The sequence below is a fragment of the Pseudomonas sp. GL-RE-29 genome, assembly GCF_019947275.1.
GTDB lineage: Bacteria > Pseudomonadota > Gammaproteobacteria > Pseudomonadales > Pseudomonadaceae > Aquipseudomonas > Aquipseudomonas fluorescens_A.
This window is the reverse complement of record NZ_JAGYGD010000012.1, coordinates 96,206-116,760: the sequence shown is the minus strand read 5'-3', so window position 1 is coordinate 116,760 and position 20,555 is coordinate 96,206. Positions and strand designations below refer to the sequence as shown.

Annotated in this window: 21 protein-coding genes; 8 read left to right on the top strand and 13 right to left on the bottom strand. The window is 57.7% G+C overall.

The genetic code is table 11. The annotated features are described in order from the left end of the window. Positions 1-48: 48 nt before the first annotated feature. Positions 49-1,248: a glycosyltransferase family 4 protein gene (locus tag KGB21_RS12495; protein WP_223505268.1), complete on the bottom strand. Its 1,200-nt coding sequence runs from the start codon at positions 1,246-1,248 to the stop codon at positions 49-51. A gap of 40 nt (positions 1,249-1,288) precedes the next feature. Next, the gene (gene cysZ / locus KGB21_RS12490) at positions 1,289-2,041 is read right to left on the bottom strand and encodes a sulfate transporter CysZ (RefSeq protein WP_223505267.1); all 753 of its coding nucleotides are present in this window, start codon (positions 2,039-2,041) and stop codon (positions 1,289-1,291) included. 315 nt (positions 2,042-2,356) lie between these two features. Between cysZ and trxB the strand changes: the two genes are divergently transcribed. After that, positions 2,357-3,313 carry a thioredoxin-disulfide reductase gene (gene trxB / locus KGB21_RS12485; protein WP_034147072.1) on the top strand — a complete coding sequence of 319 codons (957 nt, stop codon included), beginning with the start codon at positions 2,357-2,359 and terminating at the stop codon, positions 3,311-3,313. Between the two features lie 141 nt (positions 3,314-3,454). Here trxB and KGB21_RS12480 read toward each other — a convergent pair whose 3' ends face one another. The 7 genes from KGB21_RS12480 to KGB21_RS12450 form a co-directional block, all read right to left on the bottom strand. Next, a complete protein-coding gene (locus KGB21_RS12480) occupies positions 3,455-4,708 on the bottom strand; it encodes an aspartate aminotransferase family protein (protein ID WP_223505266.1) in 1,254 nt (417 codons plus the stop codon). Between the two features lie 237 nt (positions 4,709-4,945). Then, entirely contained in the window at positions 4,946-5,284 is a 339-nt protein-coding gene (locus tag KGB21_RS12475) for a HopJ type III effector protein (protein WP_034147070.1), read from the bottom strand. Then, positions 5,277-5,573, bottom strand: a complete 297-nt coding sequence (locus tag KGB21_RS12470; protein WP_223505265.1) for a DUF1244 domain-containing protein — start codon at positions 5,571-5,573, stop codon at positions 5,277-5,279. The genes KGB21_RS12475 and KGB21_RS12470 overlap by 8 nt, the downstream gene beginning before the upstream one ends. A gap of 94 nt (positions 5,574-5,667) precedes the next feature. Continuing rightward, positions 5,668-6,039 (bottom strand): dihydroneopterin triphosphate 2'-epimerase, encoded by a 372-nt coding sequence (gene folX / locus KGB21_RS12465; protein ID WP_008026970.1) that lies wholly within the window; start codon positions 6,037-6,039, stop codon positions 5,668-5,670. Further along, a complete protein-coding gene (gene folE, locus KGB21_RS12460; RefSeq protein ID WP_034147068.1) occupies positions 6,039-6,617 on the bottom strand; it encodes a GTP cyclohydrolase I FolE in 579 nt (192 codons plus the stop codon). The genes folX and folE overlap by 1 nt, the downstream gene beginning before the upstream one ends. Before the next feature lie 20 nt (positions 6,618-6,637). Then, entirely contained in the window at positions 6,638-7,348 is a 711-nt protein-coding gene (folM, locus tag KGB21_RS12455; protein WP_034147067.1) for a dihydromonapterin reductase, read from the bottom strand. Between the two features lie 133 nt (positions 7,349-7,481). After that, positions 7,482-8,051, bottom strand: coding sequence for an antibiotic biosynthesis monooxygenase (locus tag KGB21_RS12450; protein WP_223505264.1), 570 nt, complete (start codon positions 8,049-8,051; stop codon positions 7,482-7,484). 220 nt (positions 8,052-8,271) lie between these two features. Between KGB21_RS12450 and KGB21_RS12445 the strand changes: the two genes are divergently transcribed. After that, a complete protein-coding gene (locus tag KGB21_RS12445) occupies positions 8,272-9,231 on the top strand; it encodes a MerR family transcriptional regulator (protein ID WP_223505263.1) in 960 nt (319 codons plus the stop codon). Between the two features lie 3 nt (positions 9,232-9,234). Here the strand turns inward: KGB21_RS12445 and KGB21_RS12440 are convergent, their stop codons facing one another. Continuing rightward, on the bottom strand, positions 9,235-9,840 hold the full coding sequence (locus tag KGB21_RS12440; RefSeq protein ID WP_034147065.1) for a hypothetical protein: 606 nt from the start codon (positions 9,838-9,840) through the stop codon (positions 9,235-9,237). A 54-nt stretch (positions 9,841-9,894) separates the two neighbouring features. Next, complete coding sequence (locus KGB21_RS12435) at positions 9,895-10,371, bottom strand: PAS domain-containing protein (RefSeq protein WP_034147064.1); 477 nt, start codon at positions 10,369-10,371, stop codon at positions 9,895-9,897. A gap of 103 nt (positions 10,372-10,474) precedes the next feature. Here KGB21_RS12435 and KGB21_RS12430 point away from each other — a divergent pair, with 103 nt between their 5' ends. The 4 genes from KGB21_RS12430 to KGB21_RS12415 all read left to right on the top strand — a co-directional run bounded on the left by KGB21_RS12430 (position 10,475) and on the right by KGB21_RS12415 (position 14,009). Next, complete coding sequence (locus tag KGB21_RS12430; protein ID WP_034147063.1) at positions 10,475-10,930, top strand: flavodoxin; 456 nt, start codon at positions 10,475-10,477, stop codon at positions 10,928-10,930. Positions 10,931-11,151: 221 nt separating this feature from the next. Further along, complete coding sequence (locus tag KGB21_RS12425) at positions 11,152-11,934, top strand: class II aldolase/adducin family protein (RefSeq protein WP_034147062.1); 783 nt, start codon at positions 11,152-11,154, stop codon at positions 11,932-11,934. Beyond that, complete coding sequence (locus KGB21_RS12420; protein WP_223505262.1) at positions 11,934-12,836, top strand: alpha/beta fold hydrolase; 903 nt, start codon at positions 11,934-11,936, stop codon at positions 12,834-12,836. The genes KGB21_RS12425 and KGB21_RS12420 overlap by 1 nt, the downstream gene beginning before the upstream one ends. A 261-nt stretch (positions 12,837-13,097) precedes the next feature. Beyond that, positions 13,098-14,009 carry an SDR family oxidoreductase gene (locus KGB21_RS12415; protein ID WP_223505261.1) on the top strand — a complete coding sequence of 304 codons (912 nt, stop codon included), beginning with the start codon at positions 13,098-13,100 and terminating at the stop codon, positions 14,007-14,009. 47 nt (positions 14,010-14,056) lie between these two features. On the opposite strand, the gene KGB21_RS12410 is transcribed toward KGB21_RS12415, so the two are convergent. Together KGB21_RS12410 and KGB21_RS12405 are read right to left on the bottom strand one after the other, a co-directional pair. Then, positions 14,057-14,320 (bottom strand): bacteriocin immunity protein, encoded by a 264-nt coding sequence (locus tag KGB21_RS12410; protein WP_223505260.1) that lies wholly within the window; start codon positions 14,318-14,320, stop codon positions 14,057-14,059. Then, complete coding sequence (locus KGB21_RS12405) at positions 14,304-16,082, bottom strand: S-type pyocin domain-containing protein (protein WP_223505259.1); 1,779 nt, start codon at positions 16,080-16,082, stop codon at positions 14,304-14,306. Before KGB21_RS12405 ends, KGB21_RS12410 begins: the two co-directional genes overlap by 17 nt. A 1,178-nt stretch (positions 16,083-17,260) precedes the next feature. On the opposite strand from KGB21_RS12405, the gene KGB21_RS12400 reads away from it, so the two are divergent. Then, positions 17,261-19,054 carry a DUF1302 domain-containing protein gene (locus KGB21_RS12400; protein WP_223505258.1) on the top strand — a complete coding sequence of 598 codons (1,794 nt, stop codon included), beginning with the start codon at positions 17,261-17,263 and terminating at the stop codon, positions 19,052-19,054. A 23-nt stretch (positions 19,055-19,077) separates the two neighbouring features. Next, positions 19,078-20,448: a DUF1329 domain-containing protein gene (locus KGB21_RS12395; protein WP_034147057.1), complete on the top strand. Its 1,371-nt coding sequence runs from the start codon at positions 19,078-19,080 to the stop codon at positions 20,446-20,448. Positions 20,449-20,555 lie beyond the last annotated feature (107 nt).

Here is a 20,555-nt window from a genome sequence, read left to right as displayed (position 1 = left end):
TGTAGGAGCCGGCTTGCTGGCGATGGCGATCTCAAAAACACAAAAAACTCAAGGCAAGGTCGGTGCATTCGGCACCACCATCTCCCCGGCACAAGCCCCCCGCAACTGCCCCTCGAACTGTTCGATAATCGCTGCCCAACCCTGCCGACTGGCATGCTGACGCGCATTGAGCCGCACACAGCGCAAGGTTTCGCGTTTCTCCAACAACCACACCGCGGCGTCGCAGAACGCTTCCTCATCCCCCGGCATCGCCAGCACGCCGTTGTAGCCATGACGAATATGCTGCGCCGCTGCCGCCTGATCGTAGGCCACCACGCCCAACCCTGAAGCCAATGCCTCCAACACGACATTGCCGAAGGTTTCAGTCAGGCTCGGAAACAGGAATACATCCCCGGAGGCATAGTGGCTGGCGAGAATTTCGCCCCGTTGTGAGCCACAGAAAATCGCCTCGGGCAGATCCTTTTCCAGGACAGCACGTTGTGGGCCGTCGCCGATTACGATCAGTTTCAGATTGCGCTGTGGATAAGTTGTTTTCAGCGTCTCGAAACAACGCTTGAGCAAGCCGAGATTTTTTTCCGGTGCCAGACGCCCTACATGAATGACGGCAATGTCTTTCTCGCCCAGGCCCCACTGTTCACGCAGCGCATTCACCCGTTTGGTCGGGTGAAACAATTGGCTGTCGACCCCTCGGGAGAGCAACGCCAGACGCTCGAAATGCCGGCGTTCCAGTTCCATTTGTTGGCTCACGCTTGGCACCAGCGTCAGCGTCGAACGATTGTGAAACCAGCGCAGGTAATGAGTGAGCAAACGCGTCAGCAAGCCGAGCCCATATTGACTGGAGTACTGCTGGAAATTGGTGTGAAAGCCGCTGACCACCGAAATCCCCAAACGCCGGGCCGCACGCAATGCCGACAATCCCAACGGTCCTTCGGTGGCGATGTACAACACGTCCGGGCGATGACGCTTCCAGCGCCGCAGCAACTTGTGCATCGACGACTGGCCCCATTGCAAGCCGGGGTAGCCCGGCAGCGGCCAGCCGCGACACAACAGCAATTCGTTGTCACTGCAGTTCTGCTGATCACAGTCCTGACGCGGCCGCACCAATTCCACCTGATGCCCGCGCGCGCGCAAACCGTCGCACAAACGACCAAGGGTATTGGCCACGCCGTTGATTTCAGGTGGGAAAGTTTCGGTGATCAGGGTGATATGCAGAGCTGTCGTCATGACCTCAGTGTCGGCTGAGGCCATGTCGGCGTTGTGACGTTCAGATGATGGATTTGTGACCGGCTTAGCGTTGGGTCACCAGATTTTCCGCCCCGCGTTCGCGAACCCAGAACAAGGTCGCCCCAGCCACCGCTGCAGGCATCATCAAAATGTTGACCACCGGTATCAGCAACACCAGATAAACACTGCCGCCAAAACTCATGCTCTGCCAGCGCTTCTCGCGCAGCCAGGCGAGCATCTCGTTCCAGCCGAGTTTGTGGTTGTCCGCCGGGTAGTCGATGTACTGAATCGCCATCATCCACACCCCGAACAACAACCACAGCGGCGCGGCGATGATGTTCACCACGGGGATGAACGAGAGGATGAACAAGCCGATCGCACGTGGCAAAAAGTAGCCGAGTTTGCGCATTTCCCGGGCGAGGGTCCGCGGGATCATGGCAACGAGTTCGCCCCAACTGAAGGCCGGGAAGTCGTCGGTGCCGCGCACCACGACCTCGACTTTTTCCGCAAGGAAACCATTGAACGGTGCGGCGATGACGTTGGCGAGCATGGTGAAGGTGAAGAACACCATCAATACCACCAGCACCACAAAGATTGGCCACAGGATGTAACTGAGGAAACTCAGCCATTCAGGCAGCGACGGCATCAGCGTATCGACCCACAGGCTGAACTGATGACCGGCCAGATAGATCAATCCGACGAACAGCACCAGGTTAATCAGAAGTGGAAGTAATACAAAAAGGCGCAGGCTGGGGCTGAGTACCAGTTTCAGGCCTTCGCGCAGGTATTGCGGGCCGGACAGAACAGGGGCGGGCATAACGTGCTCCGAGCAGAGGGTAAACGCGCCGACCTTACCGGCTTTACCTAAGAGGTGAAAGCGCAGTAGCGGCATCGACATTAACTGTAACAAAGGCGTCCTGATAATCACGCTGACGGGATAGAGACCACCTATGAGCTGGATTGTTAATCCGTATTTCCTTAATCTTCGCCCCCTCGATACGCTGCACCCAATCTTTTTACAGGACGGTCGGGTTCAAGCCTTCCCCAAGTGCTTTACACCGTTCTTTTTTATTCCCGCCGGCAACCCGGCGTTCCGCGCCAGGTGTTCCGGGCCGGTCAACAGGAGCAGGTCATGTCTGAAGTCCGTCATTCGCGTGTGATTATTCTTGGTTCCGGCCCTGCCGGTTACAGCGCTGCGGTCTATGCCGCCCGTGCCAACCTCAAGCCACTGCTGATCACCGGCATGCAGGCCGGCGGTCAACTGACCACCACCACCGAAGTCGACAACTGGCCGGGCGACGTCCACGGCCTGACCGGCCCGGCGCTGATGGAACGCATGAAAGAGCACGCCGAGCGCTTTGAAACCGAGATCGTTTTCGATCACATCAACGCCGTGGACTTCGCTGCCAAGCCCTACACCCTGATCGGTGACAGCGCGACTTACACCTGCGACGCACTGATCATCGCTACCGGCGCCAGCGCTCGTTACCTGGGCCTGCCATCGGAAGAAGCGTTCATGGGCAAAGGCGTTTCGGCCTGCGCGACCTGCGACGGTTTCTTCTATCGCAACAAGCCAGTGGCTGTAGTCGGTGGCGGCAACACCGCTGTCGAAGAAGCCCTGTACCTGGCCAACATCGCCAGCACTGTGACCCTGATTCACCGTCGCGAAACCTTCCGCGCCGAGAAGATCCTGATCGACAAGCTCAATGCCCGCGTGGCCGAAGGCAAGATCATCCTGAAGCTCAACGCGACCCTGGACGAAGTCCTGGGCGACAACATGGGCGTGACCGGTGCGCGTCTGAAGAACAACGACGGCAGCTTCGACGAAGTGACAGTCGACGGTGTGTTCATCGCCATCGGCCACACCCCGAACACTTCGCTGTTCGAAGGCCAGCTGACGTTGAAAGACGGTTACCTGGTGGTGCAGGGCGGCCGTGACGGCAACGCCACTGCCACCAGCGTCGAAGGCATCTTCGCCGCCGGTGACGTGGCTGACCACGTTTACCGTCAGGCCATCACCTCGGCCGGCGCCGGTTGCATGGCAGCACTCGATACTGAGCGCTACCTCGACAATCTGAAAAACGCTTGATTCTGCGTTCATAAAAAAAACCGGCTTCGGCCGGTTTTTTTATGGTCAACGCAGACCTGTAGGAGCCGGCTTGCTGGCGATTGCGGTGTGTCGGCGACATCAATATTGATAGATACGCCGCCATCGCCAGCAAGTCGGCTCCTACAGGGACAGTTTGGCGAGGCACGCCTCAAGTATGTCCAGGCCTTCCTCCAGCACCGCGGCCTCAGTCGTCAACGGCGCCAGTAGCCGAATGATGTTTCGCGATTTACCGCTAGGCATCAGCAGCAAACCCGCGTCCCGCGCCAAGGCTAGCAGTTGCGTCAACTGCGCCGAAGCCGGTGAGCCATCGGCCTTGATCAGCTCAATACCGCGCATCGCTCCGACACCGGTCAAGCGGCCCAGATAGGGCGACAGTTCGTTCACGCGCCAGGTTTTATAGCGACTGACAATCGCTTCTTCCTGTTGCGAACCCCAGGCTTGCAGATTCGCGTCGGTCATTTCGTCGAGGGTCGCCAGTCCAGCAGCGCAAGCGATGGGATTGCCCGAATAGGTGCCACCGAGGCCGCCCTTTGGCAAGTTGTCGAGCAGTGCCTTGCGCCCGACCACCGCGCCCAGCGGAACCCCACCGGCGATGCTTTTACCGAGCAGAATCAGATCCGGCTCGATGCCCAGTCGCGAGAACGCAAAACGCTGGCCGGTACGACCGAAGCCGGACTGGATTTCATCGACGATCAGTACGATGCCTTTCTCATCGCAGAAGCGTCGCAGCGTTTGGGCAAACTCCACGTCCATCGCCAGGAAACCGCCTTCGCCCTGCACCGGTTCGACGATAAAACAGGCTACGTCGTCGACATCGATCTCGACGCTGAACAGACGCTCCATGGCCTTCAGGGCGTCGGCGCAGGTTACGTCGTTGTCCTTGCTCGGGAAGGGCAGGTGATAGACCGGGCCAGGCAACACACCGACTTTCTGTTTGTACGGCGCGACTTTACCGTTGAGGTTGAGGGTCGCCAGTGTGCGGCCGTGGAAAGCGCCGTCGAAGGCGATGACGGCGGTGCGGCCGGTCGCTCCACGAACGATCTTCAGGGCGTTCTCCGCCGCTTCGGCACCGCTGTTGGTGAGCATGCCGCTGACCGGGTAATCCACCGGGATAAACGCGCTGAGGCGATCCATGAATGCGAGGTAGGGGGTATGAGGGGCGGCATTGAATGCGTAATGGGTCAGCCGGGTGGCCTGGTCGCGAATGGCGTCGACGATGCGTGGGTGGCAATGGCCGAGGTTCAGTACGCCGATGCCACCGACGAAATCGATGTAGCGTTTGCCATCGGTGTCCCAGACCTCGGCGTTTTTGCCGTGGCTGAGCGTGACGGGGTGAACGATGTTGATCGACTGACTGATGGATTCGCTGCTCATGGATGACCGACTCTGAAGAAGGGGACGCTTCTTTTATCTAAGCCGTGAGCAGGGGTGACGGGCAAACGAAATAAAGTTGCCGGGTCAATCTTAAAAGTCGGAATGTGCGGGGAAGATCAAAAGATCGCAGCCTTCGGCAGCTCCTACAGGTGCAGGATCACCGCAAATGTTGCTAATGAATGCCAACCTGTAGGAGCTGCCGAAGGCTGCGATCTTTTGCTTTTGATTATGGGTGAATCAGCGGCGAGTCAGGGGCTGCTCGGTGAACTTCACCCCTGCCAGGCCATGGGTGATCAACGCGCGGATGTTGCCATGATCGCTGCCTTCAGGCGTCGCCAGCACCGAACGATAATGCTCGCCGAAGGCCAGTAGGGCTTCTTCATCGCTCAAGCCTTCCAGCAGCGCCAGACCCAACGTCTTGCACGAACCTTCGTTCTGCCCGGCAGCGTTTTCCACACCGCCGTTGTTGAAAGCCTGAGGCTGATACTCATAACCAGCGGCAATGAAAGCCAGGGTATCGGCGAAAGCGTGTTCGCCGCTCTTGAGGCTGGCGCGCAGGGTGTTCAAATCACTCATTGGGTTTTCCTTTGGCGAACGCCGCCTGTTGTTCGGCGCTGGCTTCTTGCTGGTATTGGGCTTTCCATTCGGCGTACGGCATGCCGTAAACCACTTCGCGGGCATCGTCGATGCTGACGTCGATCTGGCGCTCGTCGGCAGCGGCCTTGTACCACTTGGACAGGCAGTTGCGGCAGAAACCCGAGAGGTTCATCAGGTCGATGTTCTGCACATCCTTGCGGCTGTCCAGGTGCGCGACCAGCCGGCGAAAGGCGGCGGCTTCAAGTTCCAGGCGTTGTTGATCGGTCATAGGTCTCTCTGAGCCAGCTTCAAGCGGTGAGCTTCAAGCTGCAAGATGGATTGCGGTGCGGTGAAGTTTACAGCTTGCCGCTTGAAGCTTGAAGCTAACGGCTCGCTGCCAGCGTAATCGACACCGACTCGGCAAACCGCAGGGCGTGGGGTTTGTCCACTTCGACTTCGGCGTACAGCACCGACTCGTTGGCCATGACCAGGTCGAGTATTTCCTGGGTCAGGCGTTCGAGCAGGGCAAAGCGATTGCCCTCCACGTGGGCGATGATCGCCTTGGTGATGGTCCGGTAGTTCAGCGCGTGGTCGATGTCGTTATCACGCACCGCTTCCTGGGCCGCGTAGAGGATGGTCAGGTTGATCAACACATCCTGCTTGTTGAGGATTTCATCCTCGTTGATGCCGATGAAGGTGCGTAGGCACAGGTCCTTGACCCGAATGCGTGCCATGCCTGGTTGAAGTTGTGGCATTACTTCTTGCTCCGTCCAATCAATTGCAGGAACTCCTGGCGAGTGTTGCTCGATTCGCGGAAGGCGCCGAGCATCACCGAGGTGTTCATGGTCGAATTCTGTTTCTCGACGCCGCGCATCATCATGCACATGTGCTGGGCTTCGATAACCACGGCAACGCCTGCCGCGCCGGTCACTTGTTGTACCGCGTCGGCAATTTGCCGAGTGAGGTTTTCCTGGATTTGCAGGCGCCGGGCGAACATGTCCACCAACCTCGCAATCTTCGACAGGCCCAACACCTTGCCCGTTGGAATATAAGCCACATGCGCCTTGCCGATGAAGGGCAAAAGGTGATGTTCGCAGAGCGAGTACAGCTCTATGTTGTCGACGATCACCATTTCATCGTTGTCGGAGACGAACAGCGCGCCGTTGACGATTTCTTCGACACTCTGGTCGTAACCATGACAGAGGTACTGCATGGCTTTGGCTGCGCGCACCGGGGTGTCTAACAGCCCTTCGCGGTCCGGATTTTCCCCGAGACCGATGAGGATCTCGCGATAGCTCTCGGACAGGGCGTTCTGAGGCAGGGATAACGTCATGGAAGATCCTCGCGGGACACTTATTTGATGTGCCTTCCGCCGTTGACGGTCAGGGTCGTGCCGGTGACATAAGGGTTGTCGAGCAAATAGCGCAGGCTCTGATAGATCACTTCGCTGCCGGGTTCGATGCCCAGTGCGGATTTGGCCAGCGCCTTGGCGCGGTAGGCCGCGTCGTCATCAGGGTTGAACAGTAGCAGGGCTGGCGCGATCCCGTTGACCTTGATGGCCGGCGCATATTTCGCGGCGAAGGACAGGGTCAGGCTGTCGAGCCCGGCTTTGCTGGCGCAGTAGCCGATGTGCTTGCTGCTGCCCTTGCGAGTCACGTCATCACTGATGTGCACGATGTCGGCGGGGCTTGAGCGTTCGAGCAAATCGGCACAATGCAGGTTGATCAGGTATGGCGCCAGCATGTGCACGCTGAACATGCGGGTGAACGCTTCGGCGTCGGTGTCCGGGGTTTCGGCCAGCCATTCGGAAGCGTTGTGGATAATCGCCCGCAGGCTGTCGGTGTGGGTTTTCAGTTCGTTGATGAAGGCGAAAATTCCGGCCTCGCTGGCGAAATCGGCGAACACCGCAGTCGCCCCCAGATCGCGCAGGATCTGCACGCCGGGGCGTTCGCTGCGGTAGCTGAAGATCACGCGATGGCCGTCTTCGAGCAACCGCTGCGCACAGTGCAGGCCGACACGCTGGCCGGCACCGGTGATGAGGATCGGGGCGGAGGTAAAGGTCATGAACGGCTCGCGTCGCAGTGAGAGCAAAACTATAACAGCGAGGAGCCGTGCGATGCCTCTGAAAAGATCGCAGCCTTCAGCAGCTCCTACAGGATGGGATAGGTTCCCGCTTTCTGTTGGAGCCTGCGATCTTTTAGCGGTTTTGCGTGGAAGGCTCGGCGGGTATCGCTCGTGCAGGGGTGCTGTTCAGCCAATTGGCCAGCAATCGGGTTGATAAAGGAATGAAGAGATAAACCATCAACGGCGTCAGGCACAGGGTGCTGATCAGCACGCGCGGCAGCAGCGTCATCTCCCCCAGCAATGGCCCAAGCACGAAGTTGAACAGCAACGAAACCGGGAAGAATGCCAACCAGATCGCTACGGCCTGTTTCCAGCGTGGCGGGCGTTGGCCGGCAGCGCCGAACCAGCCTTCGATGCCACTGACCCGATGCTCCGTAGGGTGGGCAAACAAGTCGCTGCCACGGACGAGCCAGGCAGTACGCGAGGCGGAGTGCTCCCAGGCGTGCAGGGTCTGCTCGTCGGCAAAGCGGAAGATAATCTGGAATTCGTCATCGTCGGGCGGCGGAGCGAGCACGCCTGAGCCGAGATAACCGGGGAAGTCGGTGGCCAGTTGTTCGCCTTCGCGCAACCAGGCGATCAGGTCCTGATAACGCCCATTGGCGACGCGGCGCGCAACCATCAGCGTGACGGGTGAGGTAGACATTATGTATCTCCGTATAACGATTGCGTCACTCCGGGTAGGAGTTTCGCCAGGCGCAACGCCGGGGTAGTGGGCTGCGTCTTGGGACAAGCAAGGATTATTCCTGATTCTGCCCCGAGCGTCTGTGACATTTTTTCCTGCTGGCGGTCTTGAATTTTTACGGAAATTTTACGGGGCGGGGGAGTTAGAATGGGGCTCGAACGATACAAGGATGTTTAACCAGATGCCCGTACTCACTGACATCGCTTCGGATTCCCGCCAGGGCGTCACACTAGAGCAGGATGAGCTCTTTCCCATTCGCGAGGTGTCGCGTCTAACCGGCGTCAACCCGGTGACCCTTCGTGCATGGGAGCGCCGGTACGGGCTGATCGTGCCAGCGCGCACCGAAAGTGGGCATCGCCTGTATTCGATGACCGATATCGAGCGCGTCCGCAGCATTCTTTCCTGGCTCGAACGCGGCGTTGCCGTCAGCAAGATCGGCAAGATACTGGCCAAGTCCGAACCCCTGCAGGCCCTGTCGCACATCATTCCCAATGACCTGGTTCAAGCCGATTACGCTCAATGGCAGCAGCAGGTTCAGTCAGCTGTTTTTGCCTTTAACGATGCACAGCTGGATCAGGTCTACGGCCATATATTTTCCACTTACTCGCAGTCGGTTGTGTTTCAGGACATCCTTATCCCGCTCTGGAAGCAACTCCTGCAACGCCAGGACTCATTCGGCGTGACCAGCGAGTGGTTGTTCCTGGACGGGTTTCTGCGTTCACGGGTATTGCAACGCCTGCTGCTGATCCGTGACAAGCCGCAACGGCGAGTCATCGTCAGCGCCCTGTCGGGGCAGTGCCGGGAACTTGAGTTGCTGATTGCCGCGTTGTTCCTGAGCAATGGGCAAACGGGGGTGCGCGTGCTGACAGTTGGCCAGCCGTTCGAAGAGTTGACCCTGGTTTGCGAGAGGATCAAGCCCCAGGCGCTGGTGTTGTTTTCCAATCATGTGCCCACCCCCGAACTGCCGCGGCGCTTGAATCGCCTGGCGATGAGCCTGGAGTGTCCGTTGCTGTTGGCGGGAGACGCGTCCGATCTGGCGCAGGACAGCCTGGCGGGGTCATCGATCGGATGCCTGGGTAACGAGGGATTGCTGATGCGCCAGCGACTGCAACAATTTCTGGCCGGTGGCCTGGATACTTGAGCGTCAGAGGTGCAGGGCGGGATGCGTCAACCGATGCTGTTGCAGGATGAATTGGCGCAGACGCTCGGTTTCATCCGTGTCGCTCTGGCTCAGCTGATAAGCGTAGAAACCTTGCTCGGTTTCTTTCTCGAACGTGCCGCGCAGCGCAATTCGTTCATAGCCTGAAGGGCTGAACCACAAGGCAAAATGCTTCGGTGCCTTGGTTTTGTTGCGTACTTCGATCAAGGCACCTTTAAACGAAATTTCGTGCACCCACATCGTGCCGGGTTGGCCTTGTGCATTTTCCAGCGCTACGGGCTCGTCGAGCACCAGTCGCCAAGGACGGACCAGAGGCCCGTCTTCGTAAATGCTCGGTACGCCAAGGCGTAAATGCATCGCATGAAACTCGTCTTCCACCAAGTGCAGGGGGAAGGTCATTTGTTGATTTTCGAAGTTGGCTTGAATGGTGACCTGCTCATGCGCGGCGAGGCGCGTAAGCAGGTCACGGATTTGTGAACCACCGTTCACGAGCAGGCTCGACGTCGCATCCCGCACATTGAGCTGCGGGTTGTGCTGCATGGTTTGGATGAAATCAAGTTCATCCTGGGTCAGGAGCGCGTCGCGATGCATGGCTAGCTCGAAAGAAATAGTTACAAACTGTTCGGTGATTGTAGTTAATGACCTTTAATTCGCCGTTTTGTTTTGACCGTTCGTCGCTTTCAGTGCGGCAAGCTCTGACTGGACCTCCGCCAGTTGTGCTTCCAGCTGCGCCACTCGCTGCAACGCCTTGACCTGAACCGTGACGTCTTTCTGCACGCCAACAAAATAAACCTGGCCGTCGTTCGGGTTTTTCACCGTCGAAAGGGACAGTTCGTTCCAGAACGGTGTGCCGTCCTTGCGGTAGTTACGAAGAATTTCACGGCACGCGCCTTCACTGTTCAGCGCCGCTCGAATCTTCACCAGGGCTTCCTGATCGCGATCGCCCGATTGCAGGAAACGGCAATCCTGATAGAGGATTTCTTCGCTGGTATAGCCGGTCAGGCGTTCGAAGGCCGGGTTGACGTAAATCAGGATTTTGTCTTGATCGCCTTCCTTTTCGGCAATCACGATGCCGTCGTTGGAGGCATTGATAGCCAGTTGCAGCAGTTTTGCGTTGATCATCGGCGTAACCCTTCCTTGTTGGTTGTCTGCTGGATTCTAAAAGAACAATACGGACCGTGCTGTTAATATCCGGGTCTTTTACTCAGCTTCAGGATCAAGATTGATGAAAGTCGCCATCATTTCCGGCTCGGTGTACGGCACGGCTGAAGAAGTCGCCCGCCACGCCGCAAGCATTTTGAAAGCCGCCGGTTTCGAAACCTTCCATAACCCGCGTGCCAGCCTGGCCGATATTCAGGCCTTTGGTCCTGAAGCCTTTCTTGCAGTGACCTCGACCACTGGAATGGGCGAGCTGCCGGACAACCTGCAACCGCTGTATTTCTCGATTCGTGACGTTTTGCCTGCTGCCTGGCGTGGCTTGCAGGGCGCCGTGATCGGCCTGGGTGATGCGAGTTATGGCGATACCTTCTGCGGCGGCGGTGAGCTGATGCGTGAGTTGTTCGGTGAGCTGGGCATCCGCGAAGTCCTGCCGATGTTGCGCCTGGACGCCAGCGAAAGCGTGACGCCGGAAGCGGATGCCGAGCCTTGGCTGGCGGAATTGGTCGGCGCGTTGAAAGGCTGATTGGCACCTCTCAACGGGATCGCCATGGTTCTGACAGAGCGTTTAAATGTGCGCTCCGTCACCCGTCTGGCGGCGGCCGTTTGACACGGATCCAAACTTGTTGACCCCCTGACTCGTTAGGCCATCAAGCTGGCTGCCAATGCAACTACGCGAACGCAGGGGGTGACTAGACTCGGTAGTCATTGGAAACACTCCATAATAAAAAACCGAGGTTCCTGGTCGTGAGCGTAGCCCCCATCCAATCTCCACAGAGTGTCAAAGACCTGGTCAGTGCTGCCGAGTGGCAGACTCGTGTCGACCTCGCTGCCTGTTACCGCCTGGTCGCCCAACATGGCTGGGACGATCTGATTTTTACCCACATTTCAGCCAAGGTGCCGGGCACCGAAGATTTCCTGATCAATCCGTTCGGGCTGATGTTTCACGAAATCACTGCATCGAGCCTGGTCAAAGTCGATCAGGCCGGTAACAAGCTGATGGACAGCCCTTACGAGATCAACCCGGCGGGGTACACCATCCACAGCGCGGTGCACGAGGTTCGTCATGACGTCGTCTGCGTGTTGCACACCCACACGGCGTCCGGGGTGGCGGTGTCGGCGCAGAAACAAGGCATTTTGCCGATCAGCCAGCAGTCGTTGTTTGTCCTGTCCAGCCTCGCGTATCACGCCTATGAAGGCGTCGCGCTGAACCACGAAGAAAAGACGCGACTGCAAGCCGACCTCGGTGAAAACAATTTCCTGATGTTGCATAACCACGGACTTCTGACCTGCGGCAGCACCATTGCCGACACGTTCCTGATGATGTTCACCTTCCAGCGCGCCTGCGATATCCAGGTCATGGCGCAGACCGGGGGTGCCGAGTTGATCGCCATCGAACCGCAGATTCTGGCGGGTGCCAAGGCGATGATCGCCGGTGTTACCAAAAGTGCTCAAGGCATGGGCGGAGCGCTGGCCTGGCCGGCGCTGCTGCGCAAACTCGATAAACAAGACCCGGGTTATAAACTCTGATGGCACTCGCCGAGATCCCTCTGTGCATCTGGCGCAAGCGCGCCCAGACGTTCGACTTTCGTGGCCAGACCATCCGTTACTGGACGGCGGGGCAGGGTGAGCCGCTGATGCTCATTCATGGCTTCCCGAGCGCCAGTTGGGACTGGCATTACCTGTGGCAGCCGCTGGCTCAGCGCTACCGGGTGATTGCCTGCGACATGCTGGGTTTCGGCGACTCGGCCAAACCGGTGAACCATGAATACAGCTTGCTGGAGCAAGCCGATCTGCAACAGGCGTTGCTGGAACACCTGAACGTCACGCAGCCGGTTCACCTGCTGGCCCACGACTACGGCGACAGCGTGGCCCAGGAGCTGCTGGCCCGGCATTACGAATCAAGTATCCAGGTCGCCAGTTGTGTATTCCTCAATGGCGGGTTGTTCCCGGAAACCCACCGTCCAGTGCTGATCCAGAAGCTGCTGCTCAGCCCGTTGGGCTGGATGATTGGGCGCGCTTTCAGTCGGGATGGCCTGGTGAAGAGCTTCAACCAGATCTTCGGCCCAAAGACCCTTCCCACCGAAAGCGAGATGGATGATTTCTGGAGCCTGATCGAAAGCAATCACGGGCCTCGGATCATGCACAAGTTGATCACCTACATTCCCGAGCGCCGCGTACAGCGCGAGCGTTGGGTCGGCGCGATGCAACGTGGTGAAGTGCCTTTGCGGGTGATCGATGGCGAGGTCGATCCGATCTCCGGTGCGCACATGGTTGCGCGCTATAGAGAGTTGATTCCCAACCCGGATGCGGTGTTGTTGAGCGGTATCGGTCATTACCCGCAGATCGAGGCGCCGTGCCAGGTGCTCAAGCATTACCTGGAATTTCGCGACCGGCAGATATCACCTTCGCTCAAGGTGGCCTGTTCCTGATATCTCCTGAGCGCTGAACACCTGTGGCGAGGGAGCTTGCTCCCGCTGGGCCGCGAAGCGGACCTTGATTTATCCGGGATAGACGACTGCTGCGCAGCCGAGCGGGAGCAAGCTCCCTCGCCACAAAGTCCCGCCGATGTCCGATGCACTCATCATCCCCCAGCCTTATCGCACACCATTCAGCCTCCCCCCTGTTCATTGTGACCCGCAGCCCCGTGCCTGAAACTCCAAGGCAATGTCCCTGGCCTGCTGGAGTTCCCCATGAATGAGTCTGTGCGCTTCGAAGATAAAGTCGTGATCATCACCGGTGCAGGTGGCGGCCTGGGACGGGCGCACGCACTGTTGTTCGCCAAACAGGGCGCTAAAGTGCTGGTCAACGACCTCGGCGGCTCCGCCCAGGGCGAAGGCGCCAACGCATCGGCGGCAGACCGCGTGGTCGCGGAAATTCGTGAAGCCGGCGGCACCGCCGTGGCCAACCACGACACGGTCACCGACGGTGACAAACTCGTTCAACATGCCCTCGACGTCTTCGGCCGTGTCGATGTGGTGGTCAACAACGCCGGTATCCTGCGCGACAAAACCTTCCACAAAATGGAGGACGGCGACTGGGACCTGGTTTACCGCGTCCACGTCGAAGGCGCCTACAAAGTCACCCGCGCCGCCTGGCCGCACATGCGCGAGCAAAACTACGGCCGGGTGATCTTCACCGCGTCCACTTCAGGCATCTATGGCAACTTCGGCCAATCCAACTACGGCATGGCCAAACTCGGCCTCTACGGCTTGACCCGCACCCTGGCCATCGAAGGTCGCAAGAACAACATCCTGGTCAACGCCATCGCCCCCACCGGCGGCACCCGCATGACCGAAGGCCTGATCCCGCCACAAGTGTTCGAACTACTCAAACCGGAACTGGTCAGCCCGCTGGTGGTGTACCTGGCCAGCGAAAACTGCCAGGAAACCTCTGGCCTGTTCGAAGTGGGCGGCGGCTGGATGGGCAAAGTGCGCTGGGAGCGCAGCTTAGGCGCCGGGTTCGATCCACGGGTCGGTTTCTCCCCGGAAGACGTGGCGGCGCACTGGCAGCAGATCTGTGATTTCGAGGGCGCGGCGCATCCGAAGGACAACATTGAAGCGCTGAAGGAAATGATGGGGAATTTGCAGAAGTATTCGTTGTAAAAGCGAATGGAAGGAGGGAGGGAGCATGAAATGCTTGCCCCCTTTTTTTAACTTTCGGGTTTAAAGCCTGGCTTTCCGTTGGCCGCTCGCCATTGTTTAAATATTCTTACTGCGCCATGCGGACTGTCCTCAATTCCGTCTCCTGGGTGGCATAAAACATCGGAGGCAGTGGGGTGCTCAGAGGTGCTGATTATATTTTCAAAAATATTGTCCTGCTCTTCCTCTGATGAGTAGGTTCCCTCAAATAGCGAGCTTACAAGGGTGAGATACTCAAGTTCTGTGTAATCCTCGAATTTAGTCTTTAAGTTCATATTTAATCCCCTGTGCTTTTTTAGAGTGGGTTTGAATGTGCTGCTTTGGAGTTAATATGCGAAGATTATCTATGTCGTAGACTGCTCCTCCTTTCTCGATCGGTATTACATGGTGAATTTCGTATTTGCGCCTTTGGCCAACATGCTCATTTTGGAGAGATTTTGGCGACAATCCATGACTAATACTGGTTTTGTTTAAACGGCTGAATTGCTCAAAAAAGTATTCATCATTAGCAACTGCCTTCCAAAATGCTCTGCGAAACGCTCTGAAACTCGAAAACTCCCTCCCTCGAAGCGTATCTGCAATTTCCGCGGGAATCGGCGCGCCTTCCGGCTTTGAAGCTGTTCCCAACCAGTTTCCCGAAATCTCCTGTCCGATACCGCTAGCGACACCGGGATCTTGTCGCCGATCCCTGAGTAAAATGAAGAGCGGCGGAATGCCGGACTCAATGGGGAAGACAGTGATGAAGCCATCAAAACCATACGTATCCAGTTGTGGGAATGTATCGATCCGCCCCTCGTTGGGGGAGAGGGTGGCACCTTCGTAGATTGGAAGATCCGTTTCGGTCACTGGAAAACCGATGGACGGATTCTGCGGTTCTAACAGTGGGGTCCAGGTGATAGTGGCGGGTTGAACATCGGTGCCGCCAGTAGCGTAAACATTTTTCTGTGAATCAAAGTGGGCAAGCCTTACGGGCACTTTTCCGGAAGATGTCATACCGTTTGTAGCAACGGCGACGATCTCTACCCGGTTGCCTATTGTCTTCGAGCCGAGTGTAACTGGCAGGTCGATCTCTCCACCGACGACTGCGAGTTCGTACAGATCGGCGTTCGAGACAGTCGTGAGTTCCGATAACGGAACGCTCAGGGAATACAGATCACCGTTGCCAAGTCTCGAGGGCGCCAGCAGGGCGGCGAATCCAACGAGGATTGGCGCGGCGGCAGTCGTGACAAATCCGGTGATTGTGGCTATCGCCGCGCGTAGCGCGGATCTCAGCGCCAGGGCGCCCGCCGGTCCAACATGGATGGTTCCGTGGGTACCGGAAGCTGCTACGCCGAATGCCGCCATCGAGCCGGCATGTGAAAATTCTGGACGTTGCCACCGTGCCTGAGTTTCTGCCCGCAACTGCGCGTCCAGGCGTGCTTGCTCTGCCTGCCACAAGGCTTCGGCCTGGGCTTGCAAAAGCGCTAATTGGCGCTTGTGTTCCCGCGCTTCTTCCTCTGCTTTCCGTTGATTTTCGAGGCGCAATCGCTCGGCTTGACGCTGCACTTCGGCCTCGGCTTCGAGACGAGCCTGTTCTGCAGCGATGTAACGTGCGGCGGCTTCAGCGGCAATCCGCGCTTGCTCGGCCGCCACTCGCTCGGCCTCTGCCAGCGCGGCTAACCGGACCTGCTCTTGTGCGTGGGCGAGAGCTTCAGCTTCTGCCTTTACGCGTATTTGTTCGGCGGCCACTCGCTCGGCTTCTGCCATTGCGGCTAACCGGGCCTGCTCTTGCGCGTGGGCTAGTGCTTCAGCTTCAGCCTGGATACGTGCCTGTTCAACCGCGACGCGTTGAGCTTCCTGTTCCGCTGCTAATCGTGCTTGTTCAGCGGCCTGCATGACATTGAAAGAGTGTTGCAGACTGACGGTTCTCTGGTGGAGCGACTGTAAGGTTTGAGACAGCAATCTGGTGTCGATTGCGGCTCTAAGTGAGTCATTTAAAGCCTGCATGGCTATGCCATGGGGTCCTGGCCATTTCTCCATCTTCGTGGCTTTCAACATAAACTCGTTGATATGCCGATTAAATGGGTCTCCTCCATAAAACGCATTGGCAGTTGCGGTTTTGTATGGAGTTCTGCAGTTTTACGTTGTGTAAGTTTATTAAGTACGTCTAATTCACGGGCAATTGATTGCAATGGAGGGACTGGATTTTTTGGCCCCTCATAACGGGTCGCTGCCAGTTCTTCCTCGATGGTTTTGGGTAATTGGATGGATCTGGCCTGGTATTCCTCTTCAAGAGCCCGAATTGTATTTTTTACGGTTCCTTGATTCTGATAATAAGTCGAAACTCCGCGTCCAAAGGGGCCGGGTTGTAAGTTAGGGTTTGTACGAGGCGGGGGAATGTAATGATCGGGTGCGGCTCCTATCGTCTCGATAGGCGTATCTATTTCAAGAAATCCAGGTCTTGTGTTCTTTTTTGCGGTGGTTTCGGAGGGTTTTGCATATTCGTATCCTTATGAATTTGCGTAGTGCTTCCGCTTATTGCCAGCCATGGATTTGGCCGCAAACTATTGCTACTTGCCATTTCAAGTTACAGCGAAACGCAAAAGGAATGATCCGAAACGCGTGTGGGTCTTTACATATGGGAGTGAGAGAGGATTCTGCGGGGAGGGCAATGGGTCAAAGTTATCCTTTGTAAAAGAAAGAGATTTCTTACGAAATTACAGGGAACTTCTTGTAGGACTTTGTTAAACATCTAACTGAGCGCGAAGTCGACAAATATCCCGCCCATAAAAAAGGCCGCTGCAAACGCAGCGGCCAAGTAGACGTTGGATCCAGGAGCTACAAATCAACGTCGGTGTACACGGGGCGACGAGTCGAAGTCTTCAATCTCATCTGAAATCTGTCGCGAGCGGCACGGTGAATCACGCGCCGTTGCTTCGTGCTTACAAGCTGTTTTCCTTGAAAGCCAGGCAAGGATAAGTGGTTGCCGGCAAAGGAAAAACAGTGATTCGCGACATGCAGTGTTACAGCCTGCGCAACAGTCCTTGAAATCATGCACGCACAACATGCGCATCGCTGATAGCACCCAATCCAGCCCATTCATGCCTTGCGCAATCCCCCGTTCCAAGTCCCCGGTAATCCTTAAGAGGTACACCACGAATACCTCCTTGGTGCGCTTATCACCCCCGGTAGGCGGCAGTAGGGTGAGGCCTTCTGTCACTCACCGGGGAAGACGCATGACAAAAACAACAATGCGCGCCATCTTCACACCGCAGGCGCTGGCCGCCGCGGTTGCCTTGGGCTGCTGTGCCCAGGCGCAGGCTGTTTCATTCAACATTGGCGAGATCGAGGGGACGTTCGATTCATCGCTTTCAGTGGGCGCAAGTTGGGGCATGCGCGATGCCGATGATGCACTGGTAGGCACCGTCAACGGCGGTAGCGGGCAGGCTTCGACCGGTGACGACGGGCGTCAGAATTTCAAGAAGGGCGAAACCTTCTCGAAGATCTTTAAGGGCATTCACGACCTCGAACTGAAGTACGGCGATACCGGTGTGTTTGTCCGTGGCAAATATTGGTACGACTTCGAATTGAAGGACGAAGACCGGCCGTTCAAGCCGATCAGCGATCACAATCGCAAGGAGGGCGCCAAGTCATCCGGCGGGCAGATCCTCGATGCCTTCGTCTATCACAACTATTCCATTGCCGATCTGCCAGGGACCGCGCGCGCCGGTAAACAAGTCGTGAGCTGGGGTGAAAGTACCTTCATCGGCAACTCGATCAACAGCATCAACCCGGTCGACGTTTCCGCGTTCCGCCGTCCTGGTGCCGAGATCAAGGAAGGCCTGATTCCGGTGAACATGCTGTTTGCTTCCCAAGGGCTGACCGACAAGTTGACCGTGGAAGGCTTCTATCAACTGGAGTGGGATCAGACCGTCGTCGATAACTGCGGCACCTTTTTCGGTGTCGACGTAGTGGCGGACGGTTGCAACAAGGGTTACACCGTTGCCAACCCGGCCATCGCACCGTTGCAGCCGATTGCCGCTGCGTTCGGCCAGGGTTTCGAAGTCACCAGCGAAGGTGTGGTGGTTCCCCGTGGTGGCGACCGCGATGCCCGGGATTCGGGCCAGTGGGGCACCGCGCTGCGCTGGCTGGGGGACGATACCGAGTACGGCCTGTATTTCATGAATTACCACAGCCGCACGCCGACGGTCGGCACCACCACTGCCGGTCTCAGTACGCTGGCGAGCATTCCGGGAATCGTGACCACGGCCAACCGCATCGCACCGGGTAGCGGCGCAGGTCTGGCGCAAAGTGTGATGCTCGGGCGTGGTCAGTATTACCTCGAGTACCCGGAAGACATTCGTCTCTACGGCGCCAGTTTCTCCACCACGTTGTCCACCGGCACCGCGTGGACCGGTGAGATCAGCTACCGCCCCAACGCACCGGTGCAGGTCAACACCAACGACCTGACGCTGGCGCTGCTCAACCCGATTGCCGGTGGCGCAGCATCGCCAATTGCGACCTCACCCGGCGCGGACAACAAAGGCTATCGGCGCAAGGAAGTGACCCAGATCCAGAGCACCCTGACGCACTTCTTCGATCAGGTCGCCGGCGCTGATCGCCTGACCCTGGTGGGCGAAGCCGGTGTGGTTCGCGTCGGTGGCCTGGAGTCTCGCAGCAAGCTGCGTTATGGCCGCGACTCGGTGTACGGGCAGTATGGCTTTGCTGGCGATACCGACGGTTTCGTAACCTCGACTTCGTGGGGTTATCGCGCCCGGGCGATCCTCGATTACAACAACGTCATCGCCGGGATCAACTTCAAACCCAACCTGTCGTGGTCCCACGACGTCGCCGGTTATGGCCCCAACGGGCTGTTCAACGAAGGCGCCAAGGCCGTCAGCCTCGGCGTCGATGCGGACTATCGCAACACCTACACCGCCAGTCTCAGTTACACCGATTTCTTCGGCGGTGACTACAACGTGCTCGAAGACCGTGACTTCGTGGCGCTGAGCTTCGGCGTGAACTTCTGATCTGGCTGAAAAGGATGAATTCAATGCGCAAGATGATTCTGCAATTTGGCACCGCCCTGGCCCTGAGTCTGCTCGCTGTCAACGTGATGGCAGCTGTTTCGGCGGAAGAGGCGAACAAGCTCGGCACCAGCCTCACGCCTTTGGGCGGGGAGAAGGCCGGTAACGCCGATGGCTCGATACCGGCCTGGACCGGTGGTATCCCGAAAAATGCCGGGGCGGTGGACAGCAAAGGCTTCCTGGCCGATCCGTTCGCCAATGAAAAACCGCTGTTCATCATCACGGCGGCAAACGTCGACAAGTACAAGGACAAGCTCTCCGACGGACAGCTGGCGATGTTCAAGCGTTACCCGGAGACCTACAAAATCCCGGTCTATCCGACGCACCGCACCGCGGCTCTGCCGGCGGAAATCTATGAGTCGGCCAAACGCAGTGCGCTGAACGTAACACCGATCAACGACGGTAACGGTCTGGCCAATTTCACCGGCAATCGTTACTACGCTTTTCCGATTCCGAAGAACGGTGTCGAGGTGATCTGGAACCACATCACCCGTTACCACGGCGGCAATCTGCGGCGCACCATCACCCAGGCAACCCCTCAATCCAATGGCGATTTCACCGTCATCCGCTTCAAGGATGAGGTGGCCGTGCCGTCCCTGCTGGGGGATTTGAAACCGGGCAGCGATGACAACGTCCTCAGCTATTTCAAACAGGAAGTGACGGCGCCGGCGCGACTGGCGGGCAACGTGCTGCTGGTGCACGAGACCCTCGACCAGGTCCAGGAACCGCGCAAGGCCTGGATATACAACGCCGGCCAGCGCCGTGTGCGGCGTGCTCCGCAAGTAGCGTACGACGGCGTCGGCACTTCGTCCGATGGTCTGCGCACCACCGACAACTTCGACATGTTTTCCGGCGCACCGGATCGCTACGACTGGAAACTGATCGGCAAGAAGGAAATGTACATCCCGTACAACAGCTACAAACTCGATTCGCCCGACCTGAAGTACACCGACGTGATCAAGGCCGGGCACATCAATCAGGACCTGACACGCTATGAGTTGCACCGGGTCTGGGAGGTTGTCGCCACGGTCAAGCCCAACGAGCGGCACGTGTACGCAAAGCGCCACATGTACATCGACGAAGACACCTGGCAGGTGGCGCTGGCCGATCACTATGACGGTCGCGGCCAACTCTGGCGTGTGGCCGAAGGGCATGCGCAGTTCTACTACGATCACCAGGTGCCGGCCTATACCGTCGAAGCGCTGTACGACCTGATTGCCGGTCGTTACATCGCACTGGGTATGAAGAACGAAGAGAAGCGCAGCTTCGAATTCAACATCGCGGCAAAAGCCGGGGACTACACGCCAGCAGCCCTGCGGAGTACGGGTGTGAGGTAATCGTCCTACAGGCTCTTACACATAAAGGTGACTTCGCGGTCACCTTTTTTATGGCTGCAGATCAGCGTGCTGAATACTTCTTCAACAAGCGCTCAAGAGAGGACTAG

Bases quoted from the DNA above. Each gene is read 5' to 3' on its own strand.
- KGB21_RS12415 (WP_223505261.1), top strand. From the start codon at position 13,098: ATGAATGAGTCTGTGCGCTTCGAAGATAAAGTCGTGATCATCACCGGT.
- KGB21_RS12475 (WP_034147070.1), bottom strand. From the start codon at position 5,284: ATGAGTGATTTGAACACCCTGCGCGCCAGCCTCAAGAGCGGCGAACAC.
- KGB21_RS12470 (WP_223505265.1), bottom strand. From the start codon at position 5,573: ATGACCGATCAACAACGCCTGGAACTTGAAGCCGCCGCCTTTCGCCGG.
- KGB21_RS12440 (WP_034147065.1), bottom strand. From the start codon at position 9,840: ATGCATCGCGACGCGCTCCTGACCCAGGATGAACTTGATTTCATCCAA.
- folM (WP_034147067.1), bottom strand. From the start codon at position 7,348: ATGACCTTTACCTCCGCCCCGATCCTCATCACCGGTGCCGGCCAGCGT.
- KGB21_RS12410 (WP_223505260.1), bottom strand. From the start codon at position 14,320: ATGAACTTAAAGACTAAATTCGAGGATTACACAGAACTTGAGTATCTC.
- KGB21_RS12395 (WP_034147057.1), top strand. From the start codon at position 19,078: ATGCGCAAGATGATTCTGCAATTTGGCACCGCCCTGGCCCTGAGTCTG.
- cysZ (WP_223505267.1), bottom strand. From the start codon at position 2,041: ATGCCCGCCCCTGTTCTGTCCGGCCCGCAATACCTGCGCGAAGGCCTG.
- KGB21_RS12430 (WP_034147063.1), top strand. From the start codon at position 10,475: ATGAAAGTCGCCATCATTTCCGGCTCGGTGTACGGCACGGCTGAAGAA.
- KGB21_RS12445 (WP_223505263.1), top strand. From the start codon at position 8,272: ATGCCCGTACTCACTGACATCGCTTCGGATTCCCGCCAGGGCGTCACA.
- trxB (WP_034147072.1), top strand. From the start codon at position 2,357: ATGTCTGAAGTCCGTCATTCGCGTGTGATTATTCTTGGTTCCGGCCCT.
- folX (WP_008026970.1), bottom strand. From the start codon at position 6,039: ATGCCACAACTTCAACCAGGCATGGCACGCATTCGGGTCAAGGACCTG.
- KGB21_RS12400 (WP_223505258.1), top strand. From the start codon at position 17,261: ATGACAAAAACAACAATGCGCGCCATCTTCACACCGCAGGCGCTGGCC.
- KGB21_RS12420 (WP_223505262.1), top strand. From the start codon at position 11,934: ATGGCACTCGCCGAGATCCCTCTGTGCATCTGGCGCAAGCGCGCCCAG.
- KGB21_RS12435 (WP_034147064.1), bottom strand. From the start codon at position 10,371: ATGATCAACGCAAAACTGCTGCAACTGGCTATCAATGCCTCCAACGAC.
- KGB21_RS12450 (WP_223505264.1), bottom strand. From the start codon at position 8,051: ATGTCTACCTCACCCGTCACGCTGATGGTTGCGCGCCGCGTCGCCAAT.
- KGB21_RS12495 (WP_223505268.1), bottom strand. From the start codon at position 1,248: ATGGCCTCAGCCGACACTGAGGTCATGACGACAGCTCTGCATATCACC.
- KGB21_RS12405 (WP_223505259.1), bottom strand. From the start codon at position 16,082: ATGTTGAAAGCCACGAAGATGGAGAAATGGCCAGGACCCCATGGCATA.
- folE (WP_034147068.1), bottom strand. From the start codon at position 6,617: ATGACGTTATCCCTGCCTCAGAACGCCCTGTCCGAGAGCTATCGCGAG.
- KGB21_RS12480 (WP_223505266.1), bottom strand. From the start codon at position 4,708: ATGAGCAGCGAATCCATCAGTCAGTCGATCAACATCGTTCACCCCGTC.